Genomic DNA, 23,235 nt, shown 5'->3' on the forward strand with positions numbered 1-23,235 from the left:
GCTACGCCCTACAGCCCACGCGAAATGAGGTCCTTCATAATTTCGTTGGTACCGCCGTAAATCTTCTGGACGCGCGCATCGGCGTACATCCGCGCAATCGGGTATTCGAGCATGTACCCGTATCCACCGAAAATCTGTACACACCGGTCGATCACGCTGTTCTGAATGTCGGTCGCCCAGTACTTACCTGCGGACGCCTGCTCGGTGGTCAGCTTCCCGTCGATGTGCTGAGCAATGAGGTGGTCCACGAAGGTACGTGCCGCGAACGTGTCGGTGGCGCATTCCGCCAGAACAAATTTGGTGTTCTGGAACCCCAGAATCGGGCGCCCAAAAGCTTCACGTTCCTTGGCGTAGTCAATGGTCAAACGCACCGCATACTCAGCCGTGGTCACACCGGTGACGGCCAGCGCCAACCGCTCCTGCGGCAACTGCTGCATCAGGTGGATGAACCCCTTACCTTCAACACCACCCAACAGGTTCTCAGCCGGCACCCGCATGTCCTCAAAGAACAGCTCGCGAGTGTCCTGTCCGCGCTGCCCAACCTTGTCCAGAACGCGACCGCGCGAGAACCCGGGAAGGTCATTCACCTCGGCGACAATGAGCGACAGCCCCTTACCACCCGGCTGGTCGTTGGTACGCGCCACAATAATGACGATATCCGCATGCGTACCGTTCGAAATGAACGTCTTCGCACCGTTGATGACGTACTCGTCGCCGTCCAAAACAGCCTTGGTCTTAACCGCTTGGAGGTCAGAACCAGTGCCCGGCTCTGTCATGGCAATAGCACCAACCAGCTCACCGGACGCCAGGCCCGGTAGCCAGCGCTTCTTCTGCTCTTCCGTTCCAATCGCGTTGATGTAGTGCGCCACAATCGTGGAGTGAACGGCGTATCCCCACGCCGCGTCGCCAATGTACCCCTGCTCCTGCAGCACAACAGCTTCGTGGGCAAATGTTCCACCACCGCCGCCGTACTCTTCCGGAATGGACACACACAGAAGTCCCAGCTCACCGGCTTTGTTCCAGAACTCGCGGTCGATCTTGTGCTTTTCGGCCCAACGCGCCAAGTTGGGCTTCGCTTCCTTCTCCAAGAAGCTCCGCGTGAGGTCACGCAGGTCATCGGTTTCCTCGGTTTCCCACGCACCGCGGTATCCGTCAAGAATCACTGTTGTACTCCTTCATTTGTAAGGGCGAAAGTCGCCAGGTAAAAGTCGCCAGGCGATGGTTGCTCAGCGACCGTCTCAAAGGTGAAATTCTGGGGCCGGAAAGATGAGCTGAAACACGGGCCCGACCTCTCCCCCTCGCCGCCCCCGCGCGCCCCTTACTCACGGGCAATCTTCTCCCTCAGCTTGTGCTTCTGAATCTTCCCGGACGGGTTACGCGGAATGTCTTCAATAATGAGTTCCCGCGGAATCTTGTAGTGCGTCAGCAACGGTTCCGCAAACGCGCGCAACCCTTCAAGCGTGGGGTTCCCACCTTCAGCCGGGGTCACAACCGCCACGACCGTTTCACCGTAGTCCGGGTGTGGACGGGACACCACCGCAATGTCGGTAATCTCTGGGTACGCTGCCAACGCATTTTCCACCTCGGCGGAATACACATTGTGCCCACCGGTGATAATCATGTCTTTCAGGCGGTCAACCAGCGTGATGTAGCCTTCCTCATCAACGTGAGCCAGGTCGCCGGTGTGTACCCACCCGTCGATAACCGTCTGCGCGGTTGCGTCGGGCCTGCGCCAGTATTCCTTCATCATGGACTCACCGCGCATGATCATTTCGCCCACCTCACCAGGGCGAACGTCCTTACCTTCAGCGTCGACCACCCGGACTTCCGTGTTCAAAGTCGCATACCGACCAGACGCTGAAGGCTTAGCCTTGACCTCCTCATGCAGCAGGATGATGCCACCGGGGCCACCTTCGGTCTGGCCGCACAGCTGGATAATCTCGGTCTGTGGCATCACCTCAAACAGGCGCTCCGCCACACTTCCAGGCATAGGTGCCGCTCCGTAGAACGCCACCCGCAAGCTCGACAGATCGAACTTCGCAAGGTTGGGCGACCGCAACATGAACGCAAACATCGTGGGCACCCCGAAGAACACGTTGATCTTCGTTTTGTCGATCTCACTCAGCACCGCCTCGGGGTCGAACCCAGAATGAATTACCTGGTGAGCACCCATCATCAACGCCGGGAAGAACAACAGGTTCAGCGCCGCGGAGTGGTACAGCGGGGCCACGATCAGGTAGCGGTCACGAATCCGCAGCCCCACCCCACCAATGGTGTTCACGCCCACCCACAGCACCCGGTGGTGGTCAAAAAGCGCGCCTTTCGGCTTTCCCGTGGTTCCCGAGGTGTAAATGATGAGGCAGTCATCGTCCTCTTCCAGCCCAAGCTCCACCGGCGTGGCAGGGCGCTGTAACGCCGCCCCGAGGAGGTCGTCACCGAACTCAGTGGCCCCCAGCGACAGCGCGTTGACCTTGGTGGCGGTCTCCGGGTATGCCTCGGCCCAGGCTTTAACCGCAGGCGCGCAGAGCGCGTCGAAGATAATCGAGTGTACGTCCGCGTCGGTGACGAAGTGCTCGATCTCTGCGCCCGCGGACTTAGGGTTGACCGGGGCTACAATAGCGCCCGCCCGCAACCCACCTAGAACCGCGTACGCGAAGACGTCTGAGTTGCCAGCCACAATGACCAGCCGGTCTCCTTTGTTCACGCCTCGCTCAATGAGCTCAGCCGCGAACTGGTCCACACGTTCGTCGAGCTCTTTGTACGTCAACGTGGTGGATTCAAACGTGATGGCCGGCTGGTCCGGGTACGTGTTTGCTGTCCTACGAAGTGCCAGTGGAAGTGTTGCCATGTCGACTCCTTTGTCGGGTTGAATCCTTGTCGGATCAGATATGTTTAGACGGCGATTGGTTCAATAGGCAGGTCGTGGGTGTGCGCGAACTCGACCCAGTGCGCGGTTGGCTGGGACGCAAACGCGGCTTCGAGTTCTTCATGCTCCGACCCCAACTGTTCTGCCAGGGCTTTAGCGAAGTGGGGTTCCAAGCATGCAACCGCAATGTGTCCGTCCTGGGTGGCGTACGTGCGGTATTCCGGCGCGGCACCGCCCAGTCGCGTCCCTGGCCCGGTCAGACCGTGACGGGCTGGCCCGGCCGCCCACTGAGCGGCTTCGTCCAGAACCACTCGCTTGACGACTCCACCCGGCGCATCAGCTCCCCGGTTTTCTTTTTCGCGCAGTCCGGCAAGAGCCTGGAGGGCTGCGTGTTCTCCTCCCAAAACATCGGCGACCGGCACGGTGGGCATAGTGCCTGGAACCAAGGTTTTGTGGGCTGCTTGGTACGTCAGGTCGTGTCCGGGCACGTCAGCGCGGTCGCCTGCGAATCCCACGATTTCAACATGAACCAGCCCGTACTTGTCGACTGTGTCTGGGATGCCCAGCGCATGTGCGGCTTTCGGGCGCATGGCTGTGAGCAGAATATCGGCCTCTTTGGCGAGCTGGTCGAACTGTCGCACACCTCCTGGCGACTTCAAGTTAATGGTCACAACTTCCTGGCCGGCCACAAGCTCCTTGTAGTAATCGCTGACGTACAGGCTCAGGGGGTCGCCAATGGGTGGTTCGACTTTGACGACCCGCGCGCCCAGGCTTGCCAGTCGCGCCGCTGCGAGTGGGCCAGGCAAGTTCACGGCCAAGGTAATGACGGTGACGCCGGAGAGTGGCTGCTGATTCATCCGAGCTCCTCAACAATGTAGAGAACTTTGATTCAATGTATAACTGACTGAACAACTATTCAATAGGTATAGTGGCTGGATTGCACGGAAGGACAGCACAATGGAAACAGCGCCAGACTCACACGGCCACAACAGCGATCTCACTAGCCGGGCACGGATCCGCAACGCTGGCCTTCACCAGTTCGCCACCTCGGGCTTTGCGGGCACGCCCATGCGTGCCATTGCCGCCGAGGCGGGAGTCACCATTGGTCTGATCCCTCACCACTTCGGCTCCAAAGAGGGGCTCAAAGAGGCTGTAGAAAGCTGGATTGTGGAGCAGTTTGCGAACGCGATCGCCAGGGCGGACTCGCAAGCGGGAGGCTCAGTGGCGAGCGCTACGAGCCGTGACGAGTCGGTTGCGGCGATGATGCAGGAGAACCCACTCATCGTTGCGTACTTACGACGTGACCTGCTGGAAGAAGGTGGTGCCCACGCGCTGATCACTCGGCTTGCGCACTTGTCGGGTGAAAGTATCGACTCCTTGCGCGACCATGGGAAGGCTTCGCAGGACCGCAACCGGGTGGAGCAGGTTGTCAACGTGATGGTGAGGCAACTGGGGCAGCTGTTCTTGCAGCCTCTTATTGATCAGATCGTGTTGTCTTTTCCAGAAAAAGATCAGCCAGAAGAGATGCCGGAACTTCACGTCACGGTGACGTCTCACGATTAGTTTGGGCGGTCGATCCGCAGTCACACGTGTGTGGTGCGGAATGGTGGACCGATACAACCAGGAGTTTTAGGGCATAAAAAAGTGGGCCCCGTGGGGATCGAACCCACGACCCACGGATTAAAAGTCCGTTGCTCTACCAACTGAGCTAGAGGCCCACGCGTTTTAAACGCTCCTATAGTGTACGGGTTTTGCCTCTCCTTGCCAAAAGCTCTTGCCAAAGCTCGTGCCACACCCGCACCAAAACGTTCGCCCGGCGACACTAAACCAGCACCACCGGGCAAACAACAGCGTGACTTCCCATCACGCAAAAGCCAACTTATTTACGCGCTGCGACTTCCTTCACACGTCCGCCCAGCGACATCATCAAGCTCACCAGGCCGAACGTCAACAAGATGTGACCCAGCCCAGCTATTCCAGCCGTCATGCCATTGCTGCTTGAACCACCCAAAGCCATGATGCCGTGTACCACCATCATGGTGATGGTCACCGCCATGCCCGCGTTGTACGTCCAGAAGAAGGTAGAAAACGTCGTCGATGACGACAGGTCAAACACCTTGTCCAATACCAGAACAATCAGCATGAAAAGGAAACCAAGCGCCAACAAGTGAGTGTGCAGAGTACTCAACTGGGTGTACTGCCCCTGCTCAAACCCAACAATCTTGGTGTACTCGCGATAAAACACACCGGAAGCCAGTCCAAGAATCAAGTACGTCAGAGCCGCGTAATACAACTTCCTCATTTTGTTCCCCACTCTCTAAAGATAATTTCCGTTATCTCTATTCAGCCAGAAACCGGCCCCACATACAGCACCCAACTGGTTGAACATGGCATCAACCTTTCGGTTGATTACGCATTCGCGTGCGGGTACTGCTCAAACACTGCGCGCACCTTGTTCTCTCGCGCTTCAGACATGACTCCAAAAGGCTCAAGCACCAACGACCGCTTGCCCTTCTGCCCCTTGCGACGCCAATAACCAACCACCTGGCTTCCAGCCACAACAGCTGATCGGAAAACACCGTTATTTCCAGGCACTAATGTTGCGTGATGTTTAGCAGGAACGATGTACGTGCGGTCGGGATACCCCAAGATCATCTCGTCAAACGGCGGTAACAACTGCGGGCGGTCCGTCACACGCCCCACCTGGGCAACCACCTCGGGAAGGTCCGGGGCACACAGAAGCGCATCCCCTGACTCATCAGTCCCCCACTCCTCCACAGAAGACTCAATATCGCGCGCGGCCGCACGAATCAGCGTCAACGGAAGCTTGGTCCACCACTGAAAATCACGCAATGTGACCGGCCCGCGCGACAACACATAACGACGCAAAAGCTCAGCCGTGGCAGCCTGCCGGTCGTCATTAAACGCAACAGCCAAGCGGCTACCATCCGGCAACCACTCACTCGACAAAACCACACGGTTCTCCACCGGACCGTCCTCGGTTAACGGCCCATACGTCACGAACATCGTTGACAGAAAATGCTTGAGCAAGTGATACGAACACCCGCCTTCCGTAGGCACGCCCGCAGCCGCCCACGCCTCAAACACCTGCGCACGCGTCGCGCCTTCCGGTCCCGCGCACTCACGTTCAAGAACGCCTCGCGCCACAGAAAAGTGTTCGTCCTCAATTCCCAACCGCGGACTGTTCTTGCGCGCCTGCTTCACCGCTGGGCCCGCGCACAGCTCAGTCATCCACCACAGGTCCTCAGCAGAGGTCACGAATACCGTCCCCCTCATGGGGTACCCACGCACCAACCGGCCACGTGAAAACGCTTCGCGGGTCCTCTCAAGTGCCACACTCGCCTCAACGCCGGACCCCGCATGCATCACACGCAACGCCACCGACGACAAAGCCCCCGGCAAATCCTGCCCCTGGAGGGCCCCGAGCCCGGTCGCTACCGCCTCGGGAGTCTCAAATGACGAACGACGCCCGCCCGGCGCAGGGCACATACCCTGCGCCACCAGGCGGGCGCGCACCAACGGCTTATCGACCATGGCGACTACAACCGATCCAACGACAACGGCACAGACTACAACCGAGCGTCCGGGCGGTACGTGCGCGGAGTGTCATCGCGCACCTGCGGTTCATCGTCAGACGCGGACGAACCAGACGACGAAGCAGCCCCGTCTACGACCTCGCCCTCAATAACGTCGCCCTGGCCGTCCTTCTTCTTTTTGGTGACCTTCAGCAGTTGCTTCAACCCACCCATGATGTCCGTGTCGCGCTTTGGGCTACTCACTTTTGGCTCCAATTCAGGTTCAAACACTGCAGGTGCAGGCCCAAACGCGTGCTGAGCGTTTTCAATCACAATGCCCGCCATCTTCCGGTTAACCGCGGCCCCAACCACGGCACCGATCCCAAACGGCAAAATCCGCCCAATCAGCGACCCAGCAGACCTCCGCGCGTAACGCTTAAACATGGCCTTCCGCATCTGCTTGGTGAGCATGTCCACCATCTGCGTAGGGATCTGCTTGGTGATCATGGCGCCCCACGCGGCGTCCCGGCGCGGAACGTCCTCGCCCTGCGCTTGCGCAGCGACCTTCTTGACCATGTCCTTACCGTCGTTCCCCAGCATGAGGCCCATAATCAGCGCATTCGCACGAGCTGGATCTTCGACCGGCAGGTTGTGAAGCTCTGCAATCGACTGGGCGTACAGCGCGGAACCTTCCAAGAACGCACCTGTTTCAATGGCCGCGACACCTAGTGCCGCGCCTGTTCCCAGCCCTGGGATCACGGCAGTTGCACCTGTGGCGGCACCCCCACCTGTCACCAGGTTCTTGTAGTGGTCAGCCAAAATGTCGGCCATCTGAGCCGGAGTCGCGTGGGGGTGACGGCGACGGACGCTACGGACGTAGGCCAAAACAATGGGACGCTGAACGCTCAACAGTTTGCTAATGGCCTTGGCAGCCATGGGGTTGACCGTTCCGTCCTTTTGAACGAGTTTGTCGGCAAGTTTGCCTGCACCGTGAGTGACGCGTGAGTTTGCCATTCCATTCCTTCCCGCGAATGCGTGTTCGTTAAGAAGCTTACGGATCGTTGGTGAATGTGTCCTGAACATCCAGGTCACCACTTGAGGCAACCATGACAAAACACGCACGCATGCACATTTATTCCACGGGTGGCGAAACTGCCTTCCCTGCCGTCCGTCACTGATCGCACCAAGCACCCACCCCACCGGCCACACACCCACCCAAACCTGCTCCCCACCACGTCCTACACTGGGCGCGTGGGAGATTTTCATAAGCCAGTCATGCGCCCGGACCTTGACGGGTACTCAGAGGCCCCGGGCCCTGCCCAGAAGGCCGAAGCCGCGCACAACCTCGCGCACCTTCTCATCCACGACCCATCCGTCCCCCGCGATCAGGCCGCCACCGACCGCTTCGTTGCTTTAGAGCAGGAGTTCGGGCTCGAAACGCTCGCCGAACTGTGGAGCAGCGCCCCTGCCGTGTCTCTCCCCGGCGCGCTGTATCGCCTGTACGCGCTGCACAGTTGGATCACGCGCCGGCCGGACGAGGCATCCGGCTGGTTTTCTGCTGGTCGGTCAACGTCCCCCGCCGAGGTCGTCGCCGGTGTCGCTGACCCGCCGGGTCCGCGTGAGGTTGCGACGATGGCTAGGGAGATCCTCTCCGGTGCATTCCACGGTGACTTTGCCCACGCATGCGACCGGGCCGCCGCGTTTGTGTTTGTCGCTGCCCGAGGTCGTGCCACCGAAGACGGCCCCGGCCTTGCCGAGTTCCACCGCATGGGTGAGGACCTGCGTGCGTCCGCTCGCCTGTATCGCGAGGGCAACCTGGCATAGCGGGCGCCGCCTGTCCGGCCAGAGCCGCCCCACCCCACCAAAGCCAGCCCCCGCCTCGGGTTCGTTACAATGGTCGCGGGTGCCGGTCCGCTGAAGCCCCGGGCTCCAACTTTTGCCGCTACGAGCGGCCTTTCGCCGAGAGGCGCTCTCGGATCGGCACCCGTCGTATCGATATAAGCCAGAGGTCGCCATGAGTCTTCGTCGTTTATCAAATGATGATGCTATTTACGAGCTGCTACACAAGATAGCGGTCACTGTACGCGACGGAAATCTAGCGCTGGCTGAACTGTCCGGCATTCCCGCGGGCAAGCGGCGTGAGGCTCTGAGCCGCATGAACGAACTCACCCAGGCGGCAGACGACCACGCCGGCGCCGTCAAGCGTCAGCTCCGCGAAAACTACCTGACACGGTTCGACCGCCGGCTCATTTACCGGTTATCTGAAGCGTTGCGCGACGTTGTTCACCGGCAGGACGCGGTCGGCTTCGCCATGACTTCTTCTGCCTTCGACGAACTCCCCGTGGGCGTCCTCGAAATGCTGGCCCTACTGTCCAACCAGGCTGACAACACGTTACGCATGACCCAGCGCCTACGCGCCAAACCCGATCAGTGGGAGTACGTCGACACCATCGAAACGCTTCACTTGCGGGCCGTCACGTTGCAACAGCAGGTGACCGACGTCGTTCCTGGCGCGCGCGTGGGCCTGACGTTCTTGGCAGCCGCCACCTCTTTAGGTGCCGCGTTCATTCGTGCCTCCGACGGGTATAAGTCGGTCGCTGCGGTGGTCGCGGAAATCGCTTTGGACGAGTCCTAGGGGCGCACAAGCTTTGACCTTCGCACCACTCTCGTCGGCACCACTCTTGTCAGCACCACCCATCAGCGAGGCCCCATGGATCTAGCAACTCTGTGCGTCCTGCTCTTGGGCATTTCGTTCGCGTTTTTTAACGGTTTCCATGACGCCGGTATCACCGTGGGAAACATCGTGGCCACGCACGGTTTAAATCCACGTGTTGCACTGGCCATGGCAACGGGCTTCAACTTTGTTGGCGCGCTTTTGGGCCAAGGAATCGCCACCGTAATTGCCACCGAGGTCGCAAACTTCCACCACTCCAGCACCCAGCTGTTAGCAGTTTTGGGCGGGGGTCTGGCAGGAGCCCTGTTAGTGAACGTCGCCACGTATTTCATGGCCGTTCCGATCGCTTCGACTCACGTTCTCATGGGTGGTTTGGTTGGCGCGTGGCTGGTTGTCGGGTGGGACGACCGCCCGTCCATCATGTTCGACGAAACCATCGCTTCAATCTTCATCATGCCAATCGCGGCTCTTTTCGCCTCGATCGTCCTCACCCGCATTGCCCTGCGCGTGGTGGCCAGTTATCCGCCCAAGCCGTTGTTCAAGCGTTGCCGCCAAATGAACAGTGTCATGGTGGCTGGGCTGTCGTTGGCTCACGGGTCCCAGGATGCGCAAAAGGTTGGCGCTGTCATGGGGCTTGTGTGGGTTTCGGGTGTGCATCCCGGCGCCGAGGTCGTTATGGACGACCGTCCATGGGTCCTCATCGTGTTGACGGCTGCGGCTTTGGCCTCAGGCACGTGGTTTTCTGGCTGGCGGGTAGCTCGCACGGTGTCAGTGTCGATGGTGCGGTTGGATCCGGTGACGTCGGTTATTTCGAACGCGACGTCCGCTATTTTCCTTGGTTTGGCAGCTTTCGTTTTCCGTATTCCTGCGTCGATGAGTTTTGTGGTCGTCGCTTCAAACTTAGGAACCGCGCGGAGACGTCAGGACATTCGCGTGCGCCCGTTACTGAAGGTGTTAGCGGCCTGGATTTTGGGCATTCCAGCGGCTTCGTGTGTGGCTGCGTTGTTCACGCTGCCTCTCCTCATGCTGACGTAGCTCAGAAACCCATGTAGCGCCCTGGTCGGTGGTTAAACGCCAGGACCAGGTTGAGGATGACCGCGCCACCAGCTGACAGCAAAACGATGTACCACGGGGTCACGAAGAGCGACGCCAACACAATGAGTACGTCAAAGGACATTTGGAAATACCCTGCACTGATGCCGGCGCGTTCTTGCACAATGAGCGCCAGGATGTTGACGCCGCCCAGGCTGGCTTTGTGCCTAAACAGAATGAGCAGCCCCACACCTGCTAGCAGGTTTCCGCAGATTACGCCGTAAACGGGGTGAACGTGTACGTTCATCACCAGCAGGTGGAAGTCGGTGAGGACACCTACGGCAACCACGCACAAGATGGTGCGGATCGTGAAGTTCCACCCCTTTTTCCAAATCGCCAAGATGAAGAAGGGAACGTTGACCAACGGGAACAGCCAGGCGACAGGAAGGGGCACCAGGTAGCTGACCAACAGCGATAACCCTGCGGTCCCACCTGTTACAGCTCCCGCGGTTTTCAGGAAGAAGAGCCCCATGGATGCGACAAAACATCCCGTGATGAGCCCCATGAGGTCTTCGGCCCACGAGTGCTTGAGCTTAAGTTTTTCTGCTTCGTTCTGTGCCACTGATTCTGCCACCGCTACCTCCGCGATCGATCTTCTCACAGAGTGAGCACACGTGCGCAACACTCCAAGAAAGGTTCCTGATCCATACGGGAACTGACCCGTGTACATATAAAGTGGAGGCATGCGCATTGCACTGTTTGCCACGTGTATTGTCGACGCGATGTACCCCGAAGTCGCGCGCGACACCGTCGAGATCCTGGAGCGTTTGGGCCACACGGTCACGTTCCCGCAGGGGCAGGTGTGTTGCGGTCAGATGCACATCAACTCTGGAAAATTTGACCAAGCAGCACCGGTTGTACGCAATCACGTCAACGCTTTTGAAGACGCGAGTTTTGACTACGCCGTAGCTCCGTCAGGTTCGTGTGTGGCTTCGCTGTCGCACCAGCACGGCATGATCGCTCAGCACGTTGGAGACCACGATCTAGAAGAGCGCGCCGCCCAGGTTGCTTCGCGCACCTTTGAGCTGGCTCAGTTCTTAACGGACATTGCCAAGATCGACAACGCGGCCGAACAACTGGGGAGCTACTTCCCGCACACCGTTGCGTACCACCCGTCGTGCCACGGAATGCGTCTTTTGCGGCTGGGCGACCGCCAGAAAAAACTGCTGGAGACTGTAGAAGGCACCACAGTCGTTTCGCCTTCTAACTGGGATACATGCTGCGGGTTTGGCGGAACCTTCTCAGTAAAGAACCCGCAGGTCAGCTCAGCAATGTTGGGCGACAAGGTCGATGCGCTCATCAACACGGGCGCCGACGTGTGTACCGGTGGTGACGCCAGTTGCCTCATGCACATCGGTGGTGGATTGTCCCGCACACGCGAACTTAAACCGCAAGATGCGCACATCCCGCCTACTGTTCACTTGGCTCGTATTTTGGCATCGACAAAAGAACGACCCCTCACGCTGACGGGAGGATCAGTCCGATGAGCACGTTTCTAGGAATTCCACGCCGTCGAACCACTAACCCGCGTCTATCGCGCGCTGTTCCCGGAACGGGAAACATTGTGGAGAAAACCCCGTTCCCCACACTGGCTGAACACGAAATGAGTAACGTTCAGCTTCGGTCGAACCTGTCTAAAGCCACCACGACGATCCGCACCAAGCGTGCGGAACGCGTTGCAGAGATGCCTCACTGGGAGGACCTGCGAACCCAGGGCCACGACGTCAAGACGTATGTCATGGAGCACCTGCCGGAACTGCTCGTTCAGTTCGAAGAAGCGGTGAAGCAGCGTGGTGGCCACGTCCACTGGGCCGCTGATGCTGGCGAAGCCAATGCGATCGTTGAGAAACTCGCCCGCGAACACGCCCCCGTTCTTCCGTCCGGTAGGCGTGAGGTCATCAAGGTGAAGTCCATGGCCACTCAGGAAATCGGGCTGAATGAGCACCTGGAATCGCGCGGAATCGACGCGCTGGAAACTGACTTGGCAGAACTGATTGTGCAGTTGGGTAATGACCGCCCAAGCCACATTCTTGTTCCCGCTATCCACCGCAACCGCAACGAGATCCGCGACATTTTCATTCGCGGCATGGAATCGGCAGACGAAAGCCTCACCAACGATCCTAAAGACCTGACACGTGCAGCACGCGTTCACTTGCGTGAAAAATTCCTCAGCACCAAGGTCGCCATTTCTGGCGCAAACTTCGGTATCGCTGAAACGGGAACGCTGTCGATCATCGAATCTGAAGGTAACGGTCGCATGTGCGTGACCTTGCCCGAAACTCTCATTTCCGTCATGGGAATCGAGAAAATTCTGCCTCGTTTCTCTGACTTGGGTACGTTCATGCAGCTTCTCCCGCGCTCATCGTCGGGCGAGCGCATGAACCCGTACTCGTCGTTCTGGACCGGTGTCACAGAAGGTGACGGGCCACAAAACTTCCACGTGGTACTCCTGGACAACGGCCGTACCCGAGCACTTGCCGACGAACACGGCAAGCAGGCGCTTCACTGCATTCGCTGTTCTGCGTGCATGAACGTGTGCCCAGTGTATGAACGTACTGGTGGGCACGCTTATGGTTCGGTGTACCCCGGCCCAATTGGCGCGATCTTGTCCCCACTCCTGACCGGCGTGGAAGAAGGCGAAAACGGCTCCCTTCCATACGCTTCCAGTTTGTGTGGCGCGTGCTATGACGCCTGCCCCGTCAAGATCAACATCCCTGAAATGCTTGTGCGTTTGCGCGCGCAGGATTCTGAGAAGAACGCCTCGTTGTCCCAGCTCGACGCGGCGCTTAAAGTGGCGTCCTGGGTCATGTCTGACGGTCGTCGCATGAGCGCCGCCGAATCAGCCCTTCCACTGGCCGCGCTCGTGGGGCGTGACGGCTTTAAGTCGCTCCCTGGAATTGCAGGGGCCTGGACAAACACCCGCACTATTCCCGCTCCCCCACGCGAATCGTTCCGTTCGTGGTGGCGCAAGAACCGAGGTGACGCATGAGTCGCGAACTAATTCTCAACCGGATCTACGACGCCTTGGGTCGCTCACCTCAGACGGCACCCCCGGCCTCTCCTACGTTGCCTCCAGCGAAGCCGGCGGATCCGCTGAAGGCGGAGACGACCTCGGCGTTGGTAGACCTCCTCACCGACCGCCTGGTGGACTACGACGCCACCGTCACACACGCAAACGCGGACACGGTTGGCAAGGTTGTGGCGGAGCTGTTGGGCGACGCGCAAACAGTGGTCATCCCGCACGACCTCCCAGAAGACTGGACGGCTGCCTCGACGGCACAGTTCCACGCGGACTCGGTGGAAGAACCACTAAGCGTGAATCAGCTGGACTCCGTTGATGCGGTGGTCACTGGGTCGACCGTTTCGATCGCGGAAACCGGCACCATCTGCCTGGCAGGCGCTGCCACAGGGCGCCGGGCTATCACGCTCGTTCCGGACCACCACGTGGTTGTCGTCAAGATTTCGGACATTGTCGAAAGTGTGCCGCAGGCTGTTGAAGTTCTGGTTGAACGTGACCTCGACACGGCTGTGCAGACGTGGGTTTCGGGGCCGTCGGCCACGGTGGATATTGAGCTTGAACGCGTCAAGGGTGTCCACGGACCGCGCACACTGAACGTGGTATTCCTCGAAGACTAGCGAGCACGTTCTTCATAAAAAATCTATAACGACCACAAAAATGTGACACAGAGCACTGTATGCTTTTCAGCAATGTGATTGCGATCACATTGCTGAAAAGCGCAGTGTACGTGCGCCTCACCCCCAGGAGGATCTGTGAAACGTTTCTTTAGTACGGTCGCTCTTATTGCGTCATCAGTACTCGCACTTTCCGCTTGTTCAGGTGGCGGAGGCGGTACCACCGAAAGCGGAGTCGAACTCGTGAAGGACGGCAAGCTCACGCTGTGTTCGGACATCCCCTACGAACCTTTTGAGTACGTCAAAGACGGCGAAACTGTTGGTTTTGACATCGACTTGTCAAAGAAGCTCGCGGAACGCCTTGACGTTGAACTTGACGTGATTACCTCGCAATTCGAGGGCATCCAGACGGGTACCGCACTTGATACAGGACAGTGCGACATCGTCCTCTCTGGTCTTTCGATCACAGAAGAGCGCAAGACCAAGATGGACTTCTCCATGATGTACCTCAAAGACAATCTCGCACTCTTGGCAGCCAAGGACTCCGGCATCAAGTCGCTCGATGACGTGAAAGACAAGAAGGTCGGTGCACAGGCAGCAACCACTGGAGAGTCCTACGCAAAGGAGCACGGGCTTTCCACCGTTCAGTTTGAGACTGGCGGAATGCTCACCCAAGCCATGCAGGCTCGTAAGATCGATGCCGCTGTTGCAAACGTCTCCATCATTTACGCGGCAACCAAAGCCGATGACTCGCTAGCAATGGTTGAGGAGTACGAAACTGGCGAAGTTCTCGGTGCAGCGGTCAAGAAGGGCAACACCAAGATGCTTGATGAGTTCAACGGCATGCTTGAAGAGATGTTCGAGGATGGCTCATACGACAAGCTGGTTGATGAGTGGTTCGGAACTGTCGCCGACGCAGCACGCGTTGATCCAGAAAAAGCCAAATCAAGCAAGTAAATACTAAAGCGCGACCGCGTCACAGCAATGTGACGCGGTCGCCTTGAGTTCGGTGTCACCTACACACACAACAACCAACGCTCAGGAGCTCTTTCATGGCCCTCACTATGCAACAGCGCGCCAAGATGTCACTGGGGATCCAGTACGCAATACTCGTTGTAGCAGTCATCATTCTGGCAATCGCAATCGACTGGGCAAATATCGCGGATAAATTCTTCAACCCCAAGATCATCGCGCAGCAGTTTCCCCTCGTTATCACCACGGCACTGAAAAACACCATCATCTATACGGCGCTAGGGTTCGTCTTTGCGATGTTCCTGGGTAACATCCTGGCGCTCATGAAGATTTCGTCCGTGGCACCGTACCGGTGGATTGCCACCGCTTACATTGAGTTCTTCCGAGGTGTCCCCGCACTTCTGGTTTTTGTCGCCTTCGGTTTTGGAATCCCCGCCGCGTTCTCAATCAACCTCAACACGTACGTCACGGTGATGCTGGCGTTAGGAATCGTGGAGTCGGCCTACATTGCCGAAACCTTGCGTGCGGGCCTGCAGGCAGTTCCAAAGGGCCAGTACGAGGCTGCTCGGTCACTGGGCATGAGCCATTCACGGGCCATGTTCACAATCGTGGTTCCGCAGGCCATGCGCATCATCTTGCCCCCGCTGACCAACGAAATCATCATCATGACCAAGGACTCGTCCCTGATTTACCTGTTGGGCTTGTCCGCGTCTCAATACGAACTCGCACTGTTCGGAAAGAACGCAATTACTGCACCCGAAGCTGGTCTCACGCCACTTGTTGTGGCCGGTGCTTGTTACCTAGTGATCACCCTGCCACTGGGATGGCTCGCGCGCCGGTTTGAATCGCGCCAGGCAAAGGAGAGGAAAGCATGACTGACGCAGACTCCACAGCCCCCAGCACCTCTGGCAGCACGGCCGCGACTGACGTCGCTGACACTGCCAGTAACGTCAAGGGCGTGAAGATCACTGACCTTCACAAGAGCTACGGAAACGTGGAGGTGCTCAAAGGAATCAACTTCGAGGTCAAACCCGGCGAAGTTGTGTGCCTGATCGGCCCGTCTGGATCCGGTAAGTCCACCCTGTTGCGTTGCATCAACGTGCTAGAGACATCTAATTCAGGGACCATCGAAGTGGCCGGATTCGTCGCCACTGACCCCGAAACTGACCTCAACAAGATGCGTCGCCACGTGGGCATGGTGTTCCAAGGGTTTAACCTGTTCCCGCAGATGACAGCGCTTGAAAACTGCGTAGTTGGGCAGGTGAAAGTCCTCAAACGCGACCCGGCACGGGCCAAGGAAGTCGCAATGCGCAACCTCAAACACGTGCGCCTCGACCACCTTGCCGACCGCCACCCTGACCAACTGTCGGGCGGTCAGCAACAGCGCGTGGCCATTGCCCGGTCGCTCTCCATGGATCCGGACCTGATCCTGTTTGACGAGCCCACCTCGGCGCTGGACCCGGAAACCGTGGGTGGCGTTTTGCGAGTGATGCGCGAACTGGCCGCGGCAGGCATGACCATGGTTGTGGTCACACACGAAATGGAGTTTGCGCGCGAGGTCGCTGACAAGGTGGTCTTCATGGACGGTGGGGTTGTGGTTGAGCAAGGGCCCCCGTCCGAGGTGTTGGCCAACCCCCAGCACGAACGCACCAAGTCGTTCTTGGCTCGCGTTTCCGACCACGGGGAAATCGACAACGACTGAGCAGGTTACCGGTGTGACTGTTGTGGCCCTCGCCCGTATGGGAGGGGGCCGCTTTGCGTCGCGTGTGGGAGTAAGGTTGTTTTGTCCGAGTGATGACTGGAAGGACCCTCATGGCTGATGCGACCGTTCCCCGCTTGTCCCCCATGTCTCTCCTGCTCATTGGCGCTTTCACCGGCTTGATGTCTGGCCTCTTTGGCGTCGGTGGCGGTTTCATCATCGTCCCTCTTCTGCTGTTACTGGGCATGAAGCAGAAACTGGCGGCAGGGACCTCGGTCATTGCGATTCTTCCTACGGCCATCGTGGGAGCTATCGGGTATTTGACGCTGGGGCAGGTCGACTGGGTGGTAGCGATCTTGCTGGCCGTGGGCATGATTGTGGGGACGCAGATCGGTGGGCGACTCCTACAGATTCTGCCTGAGTCTGTCCTGTTCTGGATGTTCTTGGTAGCCCTCCTGCTCATTATTCCGAGCTTGTTCCTGATCGTTCCTTCACGTGACGCGCACATTGACATCACGGTTATTGTGGGGATTCTTCTGGTGATCACTGGTGTGATTGTAGGAATTCTTTCGGCCCTTTTGGGCGTGGGCGGCGGGATCGTCATGGTGCCAGTACTCGTGCTGCTGTTTGGGGCGAATGACCTGGTGGCGAAAGGAACCTCCCTACTCATGATGATTCCGGGGTCAATTTCTGCCACGATCGTGAACTACCAGAACAAGAATGTGGATCTGAGGGCGGCTGCGATTCTGGGAATCACAGCGTCAGTCGTGTCACCGCTGGGCATTTGGATCGCAGAGTTCATCACGCCCAAACAGTCAAACTACGCCTTCTCACTGCTGCTGATCTTCACTGCGATCCAGCTCGTTGCACGGAGGTATCCACACTGGGTGAGGTTCGGTAAAAAAGAAAAGTGAACTCACTTGCAGGATGATGTTCACGCATGGAGCTCAATACTTTAGAGTGTCCAGAGTCACAACCGAACGATAAGGAGTTTCCATGTCGATTCCTGCAAAGATTCCCGACTCAGCTAACGAAGAAACCGCTAGGATTGCTGCCCGGGCCGCTTTGGTTGGGACCGCTATGGAGTGGTACGACTTCTTTCTTTTCACGACTGCAGCCGCGATCGTGTTCAATGTCCAGTTTTTCCATTCCGACGACAAAGCGGTCGCACTTCTCGCGTCTTTTGCCACGATGGCAGTCGGGTTCGTTGCCAGGCCAGTAGGTGGCCTTATCTTTGGTCACTTGGGAGACAAACTTGGACGCAAGACTGTTCTCATGATGACGATCGTGGGAATCGGTGTCACTACCGGCATGATCGGCATGCTCCCCACATACTTCCAGATCGGAATCTGGGCCCCAATCTTGTTGGTGGTTCTTCGCATTTGTCAGGGTTTGGCCGTAGGCGGTGAATGGGGTTCAGCGGTAACAGCTGCAGTAGAATCAGCTCCTGCACATCGACGTGCTCGCTACGCTTCATATCCACAGATCGGTTCTCCTATTGGAACTCTCTTGTCATCTGGTGGTTTCTTTATCGTGGGCGTACTGGTTCCAAAAGAAGCTTTCGAAGCTTGGGGTTGGCGTATTCCATTCCTCTTAGCTATCCCACTTTTGGTGGTTGCTCTTTACATTCGGAAACAGTTAGACGAAACACCTGTTTTCCGTGAACTGGAAGAAAACGCACAAAAGCAAGAAGCTCCCATTTTGCAGGTATTCAAGAGCTCCCTGCCGCAAGTGCTCGTAGGATTCGGAACCAACTTTCTTGGTGTTGCGGGCTTCTTTCTTGTCACGACATTTGTTGTTTCGTACGGAAAGAACTTCCTGAACTTGTCATCCAATCTGATGCTGGGAGCGACTCTCCTGGCGGCTGCATTTGAGATTGTCGTGATCGTTCTATTTGGGCGCTTAGGTGAACGCTGGGGTGCGGCCCGGGTTTCTGCGTTCGGCGGTATTCTCACGGTCATTGTGGCGTTCCCCGTTTTCTTTATGGTGGAAACGAAAGCCCCGCTTCTTGTTATTGCGGGGATGACACTTGGCGTAGGGGCCCTCAGCATTCCTTACGCTGTCAATGGCGCGCTTCTCACTGCGCTCTTTCCACCCCAGTTTCGACTGTCTGGAGTGAGCCTATGTGCCAACATTTCGGCGATTTTCGCCGGTTTTATTCCGACGCTTGCAACTGCTCTTCTCAAGTTCTCCGGAAATGCATGGTGGCCAGCACCGTGCATGCTTATGGTGATTGCGGGAGTAACGACGTTGGCATCACTGCTAGCCCCGCGTCTGTCGATCGCAGTCGAAGGCTACAAAGCGTAGGCTAGGTTTTGACCAACTTGCAATGACGCCAGAGGTGAAAAATGAAACTTGACGCCCTGATCACGAACGCATCCGTGAAGACCCTGGACCCCAGTCGCCCGCAGGCTTCGACCATTGGGATTTACGACGGAAAAATCGTGGGTCTTGACGACGAGATTGCGGGGCTCACCGCCCATGAAAACGTCGATGCGCAGGGCGCATGCGTCACCCCCGGTTTCAACGACGCCCACTGTCACACCACGTGGTTTGGTCTGACTCTGGCCAGCGTGAACGTCGAGAAACTGGGCAGCATGGAAGAACTCTATGCAAAGGTCGAGCAGGCCGCGAAGAACACTCCCGAAGACGAATGGATTAACGCAACCGGGTTCGCCCAACAGGACTACAACGACGAGTACCCCAGCCTTGAGGTACTCGACCGCATCACCCACGGCCGCCCCCTCTTCATGCGCAAGGTATCCGGCCACGCAGCGATCGCCAACACGCGCGCTCTTGAGCTGGCCGGGATTCTTGACCCAGACTTTCAAGTGCCTGCCGGCGGAAAGGTGGTTCGTGACGACAACGGCAACCCCACTGGTTTGGTGGAGGAAACAGCTCAGTCGCTCATCCAGGACCTCATCCGCCCGTACAGCCAAGACGCGATCGTTGAAGCCTTGGACCTGGCCACCGCACAGTACGCAAAAGAAGGCATCACCAGTTTCGGCGAAGCTGGCATTGCCGCCGGGTGGATTGGCCACTCCCCCGTCGAAGTCACCGCGTACATGCGCGCCCGCCGTGAAGGAAAGCTACGGGCCCGCGCCCAGCTCATGCCCATGATCGAGGCACTTCACACCATCAACGCGCACCCATCAGACGACTACGGTGTTGGACTCGATCTTGGCGTGGTCACTGGCTTTGGTGACGACTGGGTCAACATTGGCCCCACCAAAGTGTTCATGGACGGTGCCATGAGCGGTGAGACCGCGGCACTGACCAAGAACTACCACGGCAAGGACCACCCTGGTTACCTGCAAGAAGATCCCGAGGTGTTACGGCAACAGATCCTCACCGCATACCAATCCGGGTGGTCGCTGGCAGTCCACGCGATTGGCGACCTGGCGTGCAATGAAGCCACCCGCTTCATCACCGAGGCCGTCGACAAGTTTGGGGCACCCGCCTCGGGCGTTCCTAACAGGATCGAACACGCCGGCATGGTTGCCGACGAACTCATCCCCACCCTTGCGAAATACAACATCGCGGTCACCCCGCAGGCGGCGTTCGCAGATGCCATCGGAGACTCGATGAACACGTCCCTGGGAGATGAACGCGTGCGCTTGCTCTACCGCGCCAAATCCTTCATCGAAGCCGGCGTTCTTGTGCCGGGGACCTCCGACCGGCCGTGCGCAGACGGAAACGTGATGCGCGGAATCCAGTCGTTCGTTGACCGTCGCACCAGATCAGGTGACGTGTTCGGATCTGAAGCCGAATGCATCACGCCACAGCAAGCGCTTGAGGCGTACACCTCGGTCGCGGCGGAAGCCTCTGGACACGGGGACATCAAGGGCACGGTCACACCTGGCAAACTCGCCGACCTGGTGTTCCTCGACACGGACCCCACAGCCGTTGACCCCACGACCATCGCGCAGATTCCGGTGCGGGCCACCATGGTGGGCGGAGAGTTCACCCACCGGGAGCTGTAAGCCGTGACCGGCCAATACCGCCCGCTACCTTCACCGTTCGTCCCCGACCCACTTGCCCGCATTACCCGCACTACCAACGCAAAGGAGCCCACTGTGGACCAGCAGTTTCTTGATGACTTCGACACCATGTCGTCGTTCGGCCAGACCCCTGCCGGAGGTGTGGACCGTGAAGCGATGACCGGCCCCGATGTTGAGCAACGCAACTGGTTGGGCACGTGGATGCGTGAGCGTGGTTTCACGGTGACCACCGACCGAATTGGCAACCAGTTTGGACTGGTCGAATGGACGCCGGGCGCACCTTATGTCCTGGTGGGTTCGCACATGGACTCACAGCCCCTTGGCGGGAAGTTCGACGGGGCGTACGGGGTTCTGGCAGGTGCTCACGCCGTGTGGCGGATCCAGCAGCAGGTGGAGCAGAGTGGTCGCACCCCTAAGTTCAACCTGGGCGTCGTCAACTGGTTTAACGAAGAAGGTTCACGGTTCCAGCCCTCCATGATGGGTTCCTCGGTTTTCACCGGAAAGATGGATGCTGACACCGCGTTGAAGGTCACGGACGGTGAAGGCGTGTCCGTACATGAGGCTCTTGAAGCCGGCGGTTACCTGGGAAATGGTGAAGGGCCAGCCCCTGCCGCATACGCGGAAATCCACATTGAACAGGGTCGCATCCTCGACGAAGAAGGCATCAACATTGGTCTGGTCGATGCCACGTGGGCAGCGCAGAAATACCACTTCATTGTGCACGGCGAACAGGCTCACACTGGCTCAACCATCATTGCTGACCGGCAGGACGCGCTCTTGGGTGCAGCGCACCTCGTGGTGACCGCACGCGAAATCGCTGATGAGTTCGGCATCCACACGTCCGTGGGCCAGCTGAACGTGCTACCCAACTCCCCCGTTGTTGTGCCCCGTGAAGTCCGGTTGCACATGGACATGCGTTCCCCTGACTCCGATCTTGTGAAGCGTGCTGATGAAAAACTGCACCAGAAGATCGCCCATATCGAAGAACTTGCGCACGTCAAGATCGAGAAGGATACGGCGCACTCATGGGATCTGTTGCCGTATGACGAACGCGGTGTGGAATTGGCCCGAGGTGTCGCAGAGGAAATGGGGTTGAGTCACCGCAACATCATGACGGTTGCCGGCCACGACTCCACGAACATGAAAGACATGGTGCCCACCGTGATGCTGTTCGTGCCCAGTGTTGACGGGATCAGCCACAACGAAGGCGAGTACACAAAACCAGAGGACATGGTTGCCGGTGTCACCATGCTCACCGGGGTTCTGGACAAGCTGATTGAGGGCGCCTTGGACGCGCCCTCGCTTTAGAACCGCGCGTTCGTGATGACGTCCTCAAGAACGTCGAGCCCCTGGTTAAGTTCGTCCTCACTAATGTTGATCGGTGGAACAACGTGAATCCGGTTGAAGTTAACGAAAGGCAACACGCCTCCAGCCTTAATACCGCCCACGATCTGGTTCATTTCAGGTGATGACCCGCCATATGGCGCCAGTGGTTCGCGCGTCTCTTGGTCCTTGACCAACTCGATGGCCCAGAACATACCCGTTCCACGCACATCTCCTACGTGAGCGGAATTCGCCATGATCTTCTCCAGACGCGGACGCACAACCTCTTCACCCATGGCACGTGCGTGTTCCAGCATCTGCTCATCACGCATAGCGTTGATGGTGGCAACGGCGGCAGCACATGCGAGCGGGTGCCCGGAGTACGTGAGCCCACCTGGATATGCGCGTTGACTGAAGGTGTCGTAAATGTCGTCACTCATCGCAACCCCGCCCAATGGCACATACCCGGAGTTCACACCCTTAGCGAAGGTCACAAGGTCTGGCGTGATGTCGTAGCGGTTGAACGCGAACCATTCACCTGCACGTCCGAACCCGGCCATCACCTCGTCAGCGATGTACATGATGTCGAACTCATCGCACAGCGCACGCACACCCTGCATGTACTCCACAGATGGAACCATGATGCCCGCCGTTCCGGGAATGGATTCCAGAATGATCGCCGCGATTGTCGAGGGCCCTTCCAGCTCAATCGTGCGGCGCAAGTGCTGGAGCGCCCGGCTCGTTTCCTCTTCTTCGGTCTGAGCGTGGAACTCGGAGCGGTACAGGAACGGCCCAAAGAAGTGGATTGTGCCTTGGGCAGGCGCATCGTTCGGAACCCGCCTAGGGTCACCGGTGACGTTGATCGCAAGGTTTGTGCCACCGTGGTAGCTGCGATAACGGGAAAGCACCTTGTGCTTGCCAGTGTGCAGCCGGGCCATCCGAATCGCATGCTCATTTGCGTCCGCACCGCCGTTGGTGAAGAACACGTGATTGAGAGAATCCGGAAGTAGCTCAGCGATCAGTCGCGCCGCTTCTGAACGGGCCGCGTTGACGTGCGCGGGACTGATCGTGGTGAGCAGATCCGCTTGGTCTTTAATCGCCTGCACAACTGCAGGGTGTTGGTGGCCTATATTCGTGTTGACCAGCTGGGAAGAAAAGTCCAGGAAGCTGTTGCCTTCCCCGTCCCACACGCGCGAACCAGAAGCTCGCGAAATCACCATGGGCGTAAGGGTCTGTTGTGCTGACCAGCTGTGAAAAACATGCGCACGATCCAGCTCATACGCACGTGCCGACTCCGCTTGCAACGCCGTGAGATCTTCGCCGTTGAAGTTCATGGACTTTCCTTTCATCCGTTGCACCCTTTAACAGGTTTGGAGCCAGGCTACGGGACAGCTGGCGCGCACCTCGGCCGCGCCCACAGTTTGACCACACTGTGAGAA

Annotated in this window: 22 protein-coding genes and 1 tRNA gene; 14 read left to right on the forward strand and 9 right to left on the reverse strand. The window is 58.2% G+C overall.

The features are described 5' to 3' along the window. Positions 1 to 8: 8 nt before the first annotated feature. From JOE56_RS04150 to JOE56_RS04160, 3 genes are all read right to left on the reverse strand, one after another. The gene (locus JOE56_RS04150; RefSeq protein WP_204514958.1) at positions 9 to 1,163 is read right to left on the reverse strand and encodes an acyl-CoA dehydrogenase family protein; all 1,155 of its coding nucleotides are present in this window, start codon (positions 1,161 to 1,163) and stop codon (positions 9 to 11) included. A 155-nt stretch (positions 1,164 to 1,318) separates the two neighbouring features. Continuing rightward, on the reverse strand, positions 1,319 to 2,848 hold the full coding sequence (locus tag JOE56_RS04155; protein WP_204514959.1) for a class I adenylate-forming enzyme family protein: 1,530 nt from the start codon (positions 2,846 to 2,848) through the stop codon (positions 1,319 to 1,321). Between the two features lie 44 nt (positions 2,849 to 2,892). Further along, on the reverse strand, positions 2,893 to 3,723 hold the full coding sequence (locus JOE56_RS04160; RefSeq protein WP_204514960.1) for a CoA transferase: 831 nt from the start codon (positions 3,721 to 3,723) through the stop codon (positions 2,893 to 2,895). A 100-nt stretch (positions 3,724 to 3,823) separates the two neighbouring features. Here JOE56_RS04160 and JOE56_RS04165 point away from each other — a divergent pair, with 100 nt between their 5' ends. Beyond that, on the forward strand, positions 3,824 to 4,429 hold the full coding sequence (locus JOE56_RS04165; protein WP_204514961.1) for a TetR/AcrR family transcriptional regulator: 606 nt from the start codon (positions 3,824 to 3,826) through the stop codon (positions 4,427 to 4,429). Positions 4,430 to 4,511: 82 nt separating this feature from the next. Here the strand turns inward: JOE56_RS04165 and JOE56_RS04170 are convergent. The 4 genes from JOE56_RS04170 to JOE56_RS04185 form a co-directional block, all read right to left on the reverse strand. Then, a tRNA-Lys gene (locus tag JOE56_RS04170) sits at positions 4,512 to 4,584 on the reverse strand. A gap of 161 nt (positions 4,585 to 4,745) precedes the next feature. Beyond that, positions 4,746 to 5,168, reverse strand: a complete 423-nt coding sequence (locus tag JOE56_RS04175) for a DUF2871 domain-containing protein (protein ID WP_204514962.1) — start codon at positions 5,166 to 5,168, stop codon at positions 4,746 to 4,748. Positions 5,169 to 5,275: 107 nt separating this feature from the next. Next, complete coding sequence (locus tag JOE56_RS04180; protein WP_204514963.1) at positions 5,276 to 6,421, reverse strand: winged helix DNA-binding domain-containing protein; 1,146 nt, start codon at positions 6,419 to 6,421, stop codon at positions 5,276 to 5,278. A 35-nt stretch (positions 6,422 to 6,456) separates the two neighbouring features. Further along, the gene (locus JOE56_RS04185) at positions 6,457 to 7,416 is read right to left on the reverse strand and encodes a hypothetical protein (protein ID WP_204514964.1); all 960 of its coding nucleotides are present in this window, start codon (positions 7,414 to 7,416) and stop codon (positions 6,457 to 6,459) included. A gap of 237 nt (positions 7,417 to 7,653) precedes the next feature. Between JOE56_RS04185 and JOE56_RS04190 the strand changes: the two genes are divergently transcribed. The 3 genes from JOE56_RS04190 to JOE56_RS04200 all read left to right on the forward strand — a co-directional run bounded on the left by JOE56_RS04190 (position 7,654) and on the right by JOE56_RS04200 (position 10,111). After that, positions 7,654 to 8,226: a hypothetical protein gene (locus JOE56_RS04190; protein WP_204514965.1), complete on the forward strand. Its 573-nt coding sequence runs from the start codon at positions 7,654 to 7,656 to the stop codon at positions 8,224 to 8,226. Between the two features lie 190 nt (positions 8,227 to 8,416). After that, the gene (locus JOE56_RS04195; RefSeq protein WP_102239005.1) at positions 8,417 to 9,037 is read left to right on the forward strand and encodes a DUF47 domain-containing protein; all 621 of its coding nucleotides are present in this window, start codon (positions 8,417 to 8,419) and stop codon (positions 9,035 to 9,037) included. Positions 9,038 to 9,112: 75 nt separating this feature from the next. Continuing rightward, the gene (locus JOE56_RS04200) at positions 9,113 to 10,111 is read left to right on the forward strand and encodes an inorganic phosphate transporter (protein WP_204514966.1); all 999 of its coding nucleotides are present in this window, start codon (positions 9,113 to 9,115) and stop codon (positions 10,109 to 10,111) included. A 1-nt stretch (position 10,112) separates the two neighbouring features. Here the strand turns inward: JOE56_RS04200 and JOE56_RS04205 are convergent, their stop codons facing one another. Further along, positions 10,113 to 10,769: a YitT family protein gene (locus tag JOE56_RS04205; RefSeq protein WP_204514967.1), complete on the reverse strand. Its 657-nt coding sequence runs from the start codon at positions 10,767 to 10,769 to the stop codon at positions 10,113 to 10,115. Positions 10,770 to 10,851: 82 nt separating this feature from the next. Between JOE56_RS04205 and JOE56_RS04210 the strand changes: the two genes are divergently transcribed. The 10 genes from JOE56_RS04210 (at position 10,852) to JOE56_RS04255 (ending at position 21,781) form a co-directional block, all read left to right on the forward strand. Further along, complete coding sequence (locus JOE56_RS04210; protein ID WP_204514968.1) at positions 10,852 to 11,655, forward strand: (Fe-S)-binding protein; 804 nt, start codon at positions 10,852 to 10,854, stop codon at positions 11,653 to 11,655. Continuing rightward, entirely contained in the window at positions 11,652 to 13,157 is a 1,506-nt protein-coding gene (locus JOE56_RS04215) for a LutB/LldF family L-lactate oxidation iron-sulfur protein (protein WP_204514969.1), read from the forward strand. The genes JOE56_RS04210 and JOE56_RS04215 overlap by 4 nt, the downstream gene beginning before the upstream one ends. After that, complete coding sequence (locus tag JOE56_RS04220; RefSeq protein ID WP_204514970.1) at positions 13,154 to 13,804, forward strand: LutC/YkgG family protein; 651 nt, start codon at positions 13,154 to 13,156, stop codon at positions 13,802 to 13,804. The genes JOE56_RS04215 and JOE56_RS04220 overlap by 4 nt, the downstream gene beginning before the upstream one ends. A 135-nt stretch (positions 13,805 to 13,939) precedes the next feature. After that, positions 13,940 to 14,758, forward strand: coding sequence for an ABC transporter substrate-binding protein (locus JOE56_RS04225; RefSeq protein WP_204514971.1), 819 nt, complete (start codon positions 13,940 to 13,942; stop codon positions 14,756 to 14,758). Positions 14,759 to 14,853: 95 nt separating this feature from the next. Beyond that, the gene (locus JOE56_RS04230) at positions 14,854 to 15,648 is read left to right on the forward strand and encodes an amino acid ABC transporter permease (RefSeq protein WP_102238999.1); all 795 of its coding nucleotides are present in this window, start codon (positions 14,854 to 14,856) and stop codon (positions 15,646 to 15,648) included. Next, positions 15,645 to 16,475 carry an amino acid ABC transporter ATP-binding protein gene (locus JOE56_RS04235; protein WP_239270906.1) on the forward strand — a complete coding sequence of 277 codons (831 nt, stop codon included), beginning with the start codon at positions 15,645 to 15,647 and terminating at the stop codon, positions 16,473 to 16,475. The genes JOE56_RS04230 and JOE56_RS04235 overlap by 4 nt, the downstream gene beginning before the upstream one ends. Positions 16,476 to 16,585: 110 nt before the next feature. Continuing rightward, the gene (locus tag JOE56_RS04240) at positions 16,586 to 17,386 is read left to right on the forward strand and encodes a sulfite exporter TauE/SafE family protein (protein ID WP_204514972.1); all 801 of its coding nucleotides are present in this window, start codon (positions 16,586 to 16,588) and stop codon (positions 17,384 to 17,386) included. A gap of 82 nt (positions 17,387 to 17,468) precedes the next feature. Continuing rightward, positions 17,469 to 18,779 (forward strand): MFS transporter, encoded by a 1,311-nt coding sequence (locus tag JOE56_RS04245; RefSeq protein WP_204514973.1) that lies wholly within the window; start codon positions 17,469 to 17,471, stop codon positions 18,777 to 18,779. A 41-nt stretch (positions 18,780 to 18,820) separates the two neighbouring features. Then, positions 18,821 to 20,455 carry an amidohydrolase gene (locus JOE56_RS04250; protein WP_204514974.1) on the forward strand — a complete coding sequence of 545 codons (1,635 nt, stop codon included), beginning with the start codon at positions 18,821 to 18,823 and terminating at the stop codon, positions 20,453 to 20,455. Between the two features lie 93 nt (positions 20,456 to 20,548). Then, entirely contained in the window at positions 20,549 to 21,781 is a 1,233-nt protein-coding gene (locus JOE56_RS04255; protein ID WP_204516062.1) for an allantoate amidohydrolase, read from the forward strand. On the opposite strand, the gene JOE56_RS04260 is transcribed toward JOE56_RS04255, so the two are convergent. After that, positions 21,778 to 23,130 (reverse strand): aspartate aminotransferase family protein, encoded by a 1,353-nt coding sequence (locus tag JOE56_RS04260; protein WP_239530362.1) that lies wholly within the window; start codon positions 23,128 to 23,130, stop codon positions 21,778 to 21,780. The two genes, JOE56_RS04255 and JOE56_RS04260, sit on opposite strands and share 4 nt — an antisense overlap. Positions 23,131 to 23,235: the final 105 nt, after the last annotated feature.

The sequence above is a fragment of the Brevibacterium paucivorans genome, from assembly GCF_016907735.1.
GTDB classification, from domain to species: Bacteria; Actinomycetota; Actinomycetes; order Actinomycetales; family Brevibacteriaceae; genus Brevibacterium; species Brevibacterium paucivorans.

Excerpts from the sequence above, each read along its gene's own strand:
- JOE56_RS04155 (WP_204514959.1), bottom strand. The coding sequence starts at position 2,848 with ATGGCAACACTTCCACTGGCACTTCGTAGGACAGCAAACACGTACCCG.
- JOE56_RS04160 (WP_204514960.1), bottom strand. The coding sequence starts at position 3,723 with ATGAATCAGCAGCCACTCTCCGGCGTCACCGTCATTACCTTGGCCGTG.
- JOE56_RS04165 (WP_204514961.1), top strand. The coding sequence starts at position 3,824 with ATGGAAACAGCGCCAGACTCACACGGCCACAACAGCGATCTCACTAGC.
- JOE56_RS04175 (WP_204514962.1), bottom strand. The coding sequence starts at position 5,168 with ATGAGGAAGTTGTATTACGCGGCTCTGACGTACTTGATTCTTGGACTG.
- JOE56_RS04180 (WP_204514963.1), bottom strand. The coding sequence starts at position 6,421 with ATGGTCGATAAGCCGTTGGTGCGCGCCCGCCTGGTGGCGCAGGGTATG.
- JOE56_RS04185 (WP_204514964.1), bottom strand. The coding sequence starts at position 7,416 with ATGGCAAACTCACGCGTCACTCACGGTGCAGGCAAACTTGCCGACAAA.
- JOE56_RS04195 (WP_102239005.1), top strand. The coding sequence starts at position 8,417 with ATGAGTCTTCGTCGTTTATCAAATGATGATGCTATTTACGAGCTGCTA.
- JOE56_RS04200 (WP_204514966.1), top strand. The coding sequence starts at position 9,113 with ATGGATCTAGCAACTCTGTGCGTCCTGCTCTTGGGCATTTCGTTCGCG.
- JOE56_RS04210 (WP_204514968.1), top strand. The coding sequence starts at position 10,852 with ATGCGCATTGCACTGTTTGCCACGTGTATTGTCGACGCGATGTACCCC.
- JOE56_RS04215 (WP_204514969.1), top strand. The coding sequence starts at position 11,652 with ATGAGCACGTTTCTAGGAATTCCACGCCGTCGAACCACTAACCCGCGT.
- JOE56_RS04220 (WP_204514970.1), top strand. The coding sequence starts at position 13,154 with ATGAGTCGCGAACTAATTCTCAACCGGATCTACGACGCCTTGGGTCGC.
- JOE56_RS04230 (WP_102238999.1), top strand. The coding sequence starts at position 14,854 with ATGGCCCTCACTATGCAACAGCGCGCCAAGATGTCACTGGGGATCCAG.
- JOE56_RS04235 (WP_239270906.1), top strand. The coding sequence starts at position 15,645 with ATGACTGACGCAGACTCCACAGCCCCCAGCACCTCTGGCAGCACGGCC.
- JOE56_RS04240 (WP_204514972.1), top strand. The coding sequence starts at position 16,586 with ATGGCTGATGCGACCGTTCCCCGCTTGTCCCCCATGTCTCTCCTGCTC.
- JOE56_RS04245 (WP_204514973.1), top strand. The coding sequence starts at position 17,469 with ATGTCGATTCCTGCAAAGATTCCCGACTCAGCTAACGAAGAAACCGCT.
- JOE56_RS04250 (WP_204514974.1), top strand. The coding sequence starts at position 18,821 with ATGAAACTTGACGCCCTGATCACGAACGCATCCGTGAAGACCCTGGAC.
- JOE56_RS04260 (WP_239530362.1), bottom strand. The coding sequence starts at position 23,130 with ATGAACTTCAACGGCGAAGATCTCACGGCGTTGCAAGCGGAGTCGGCA.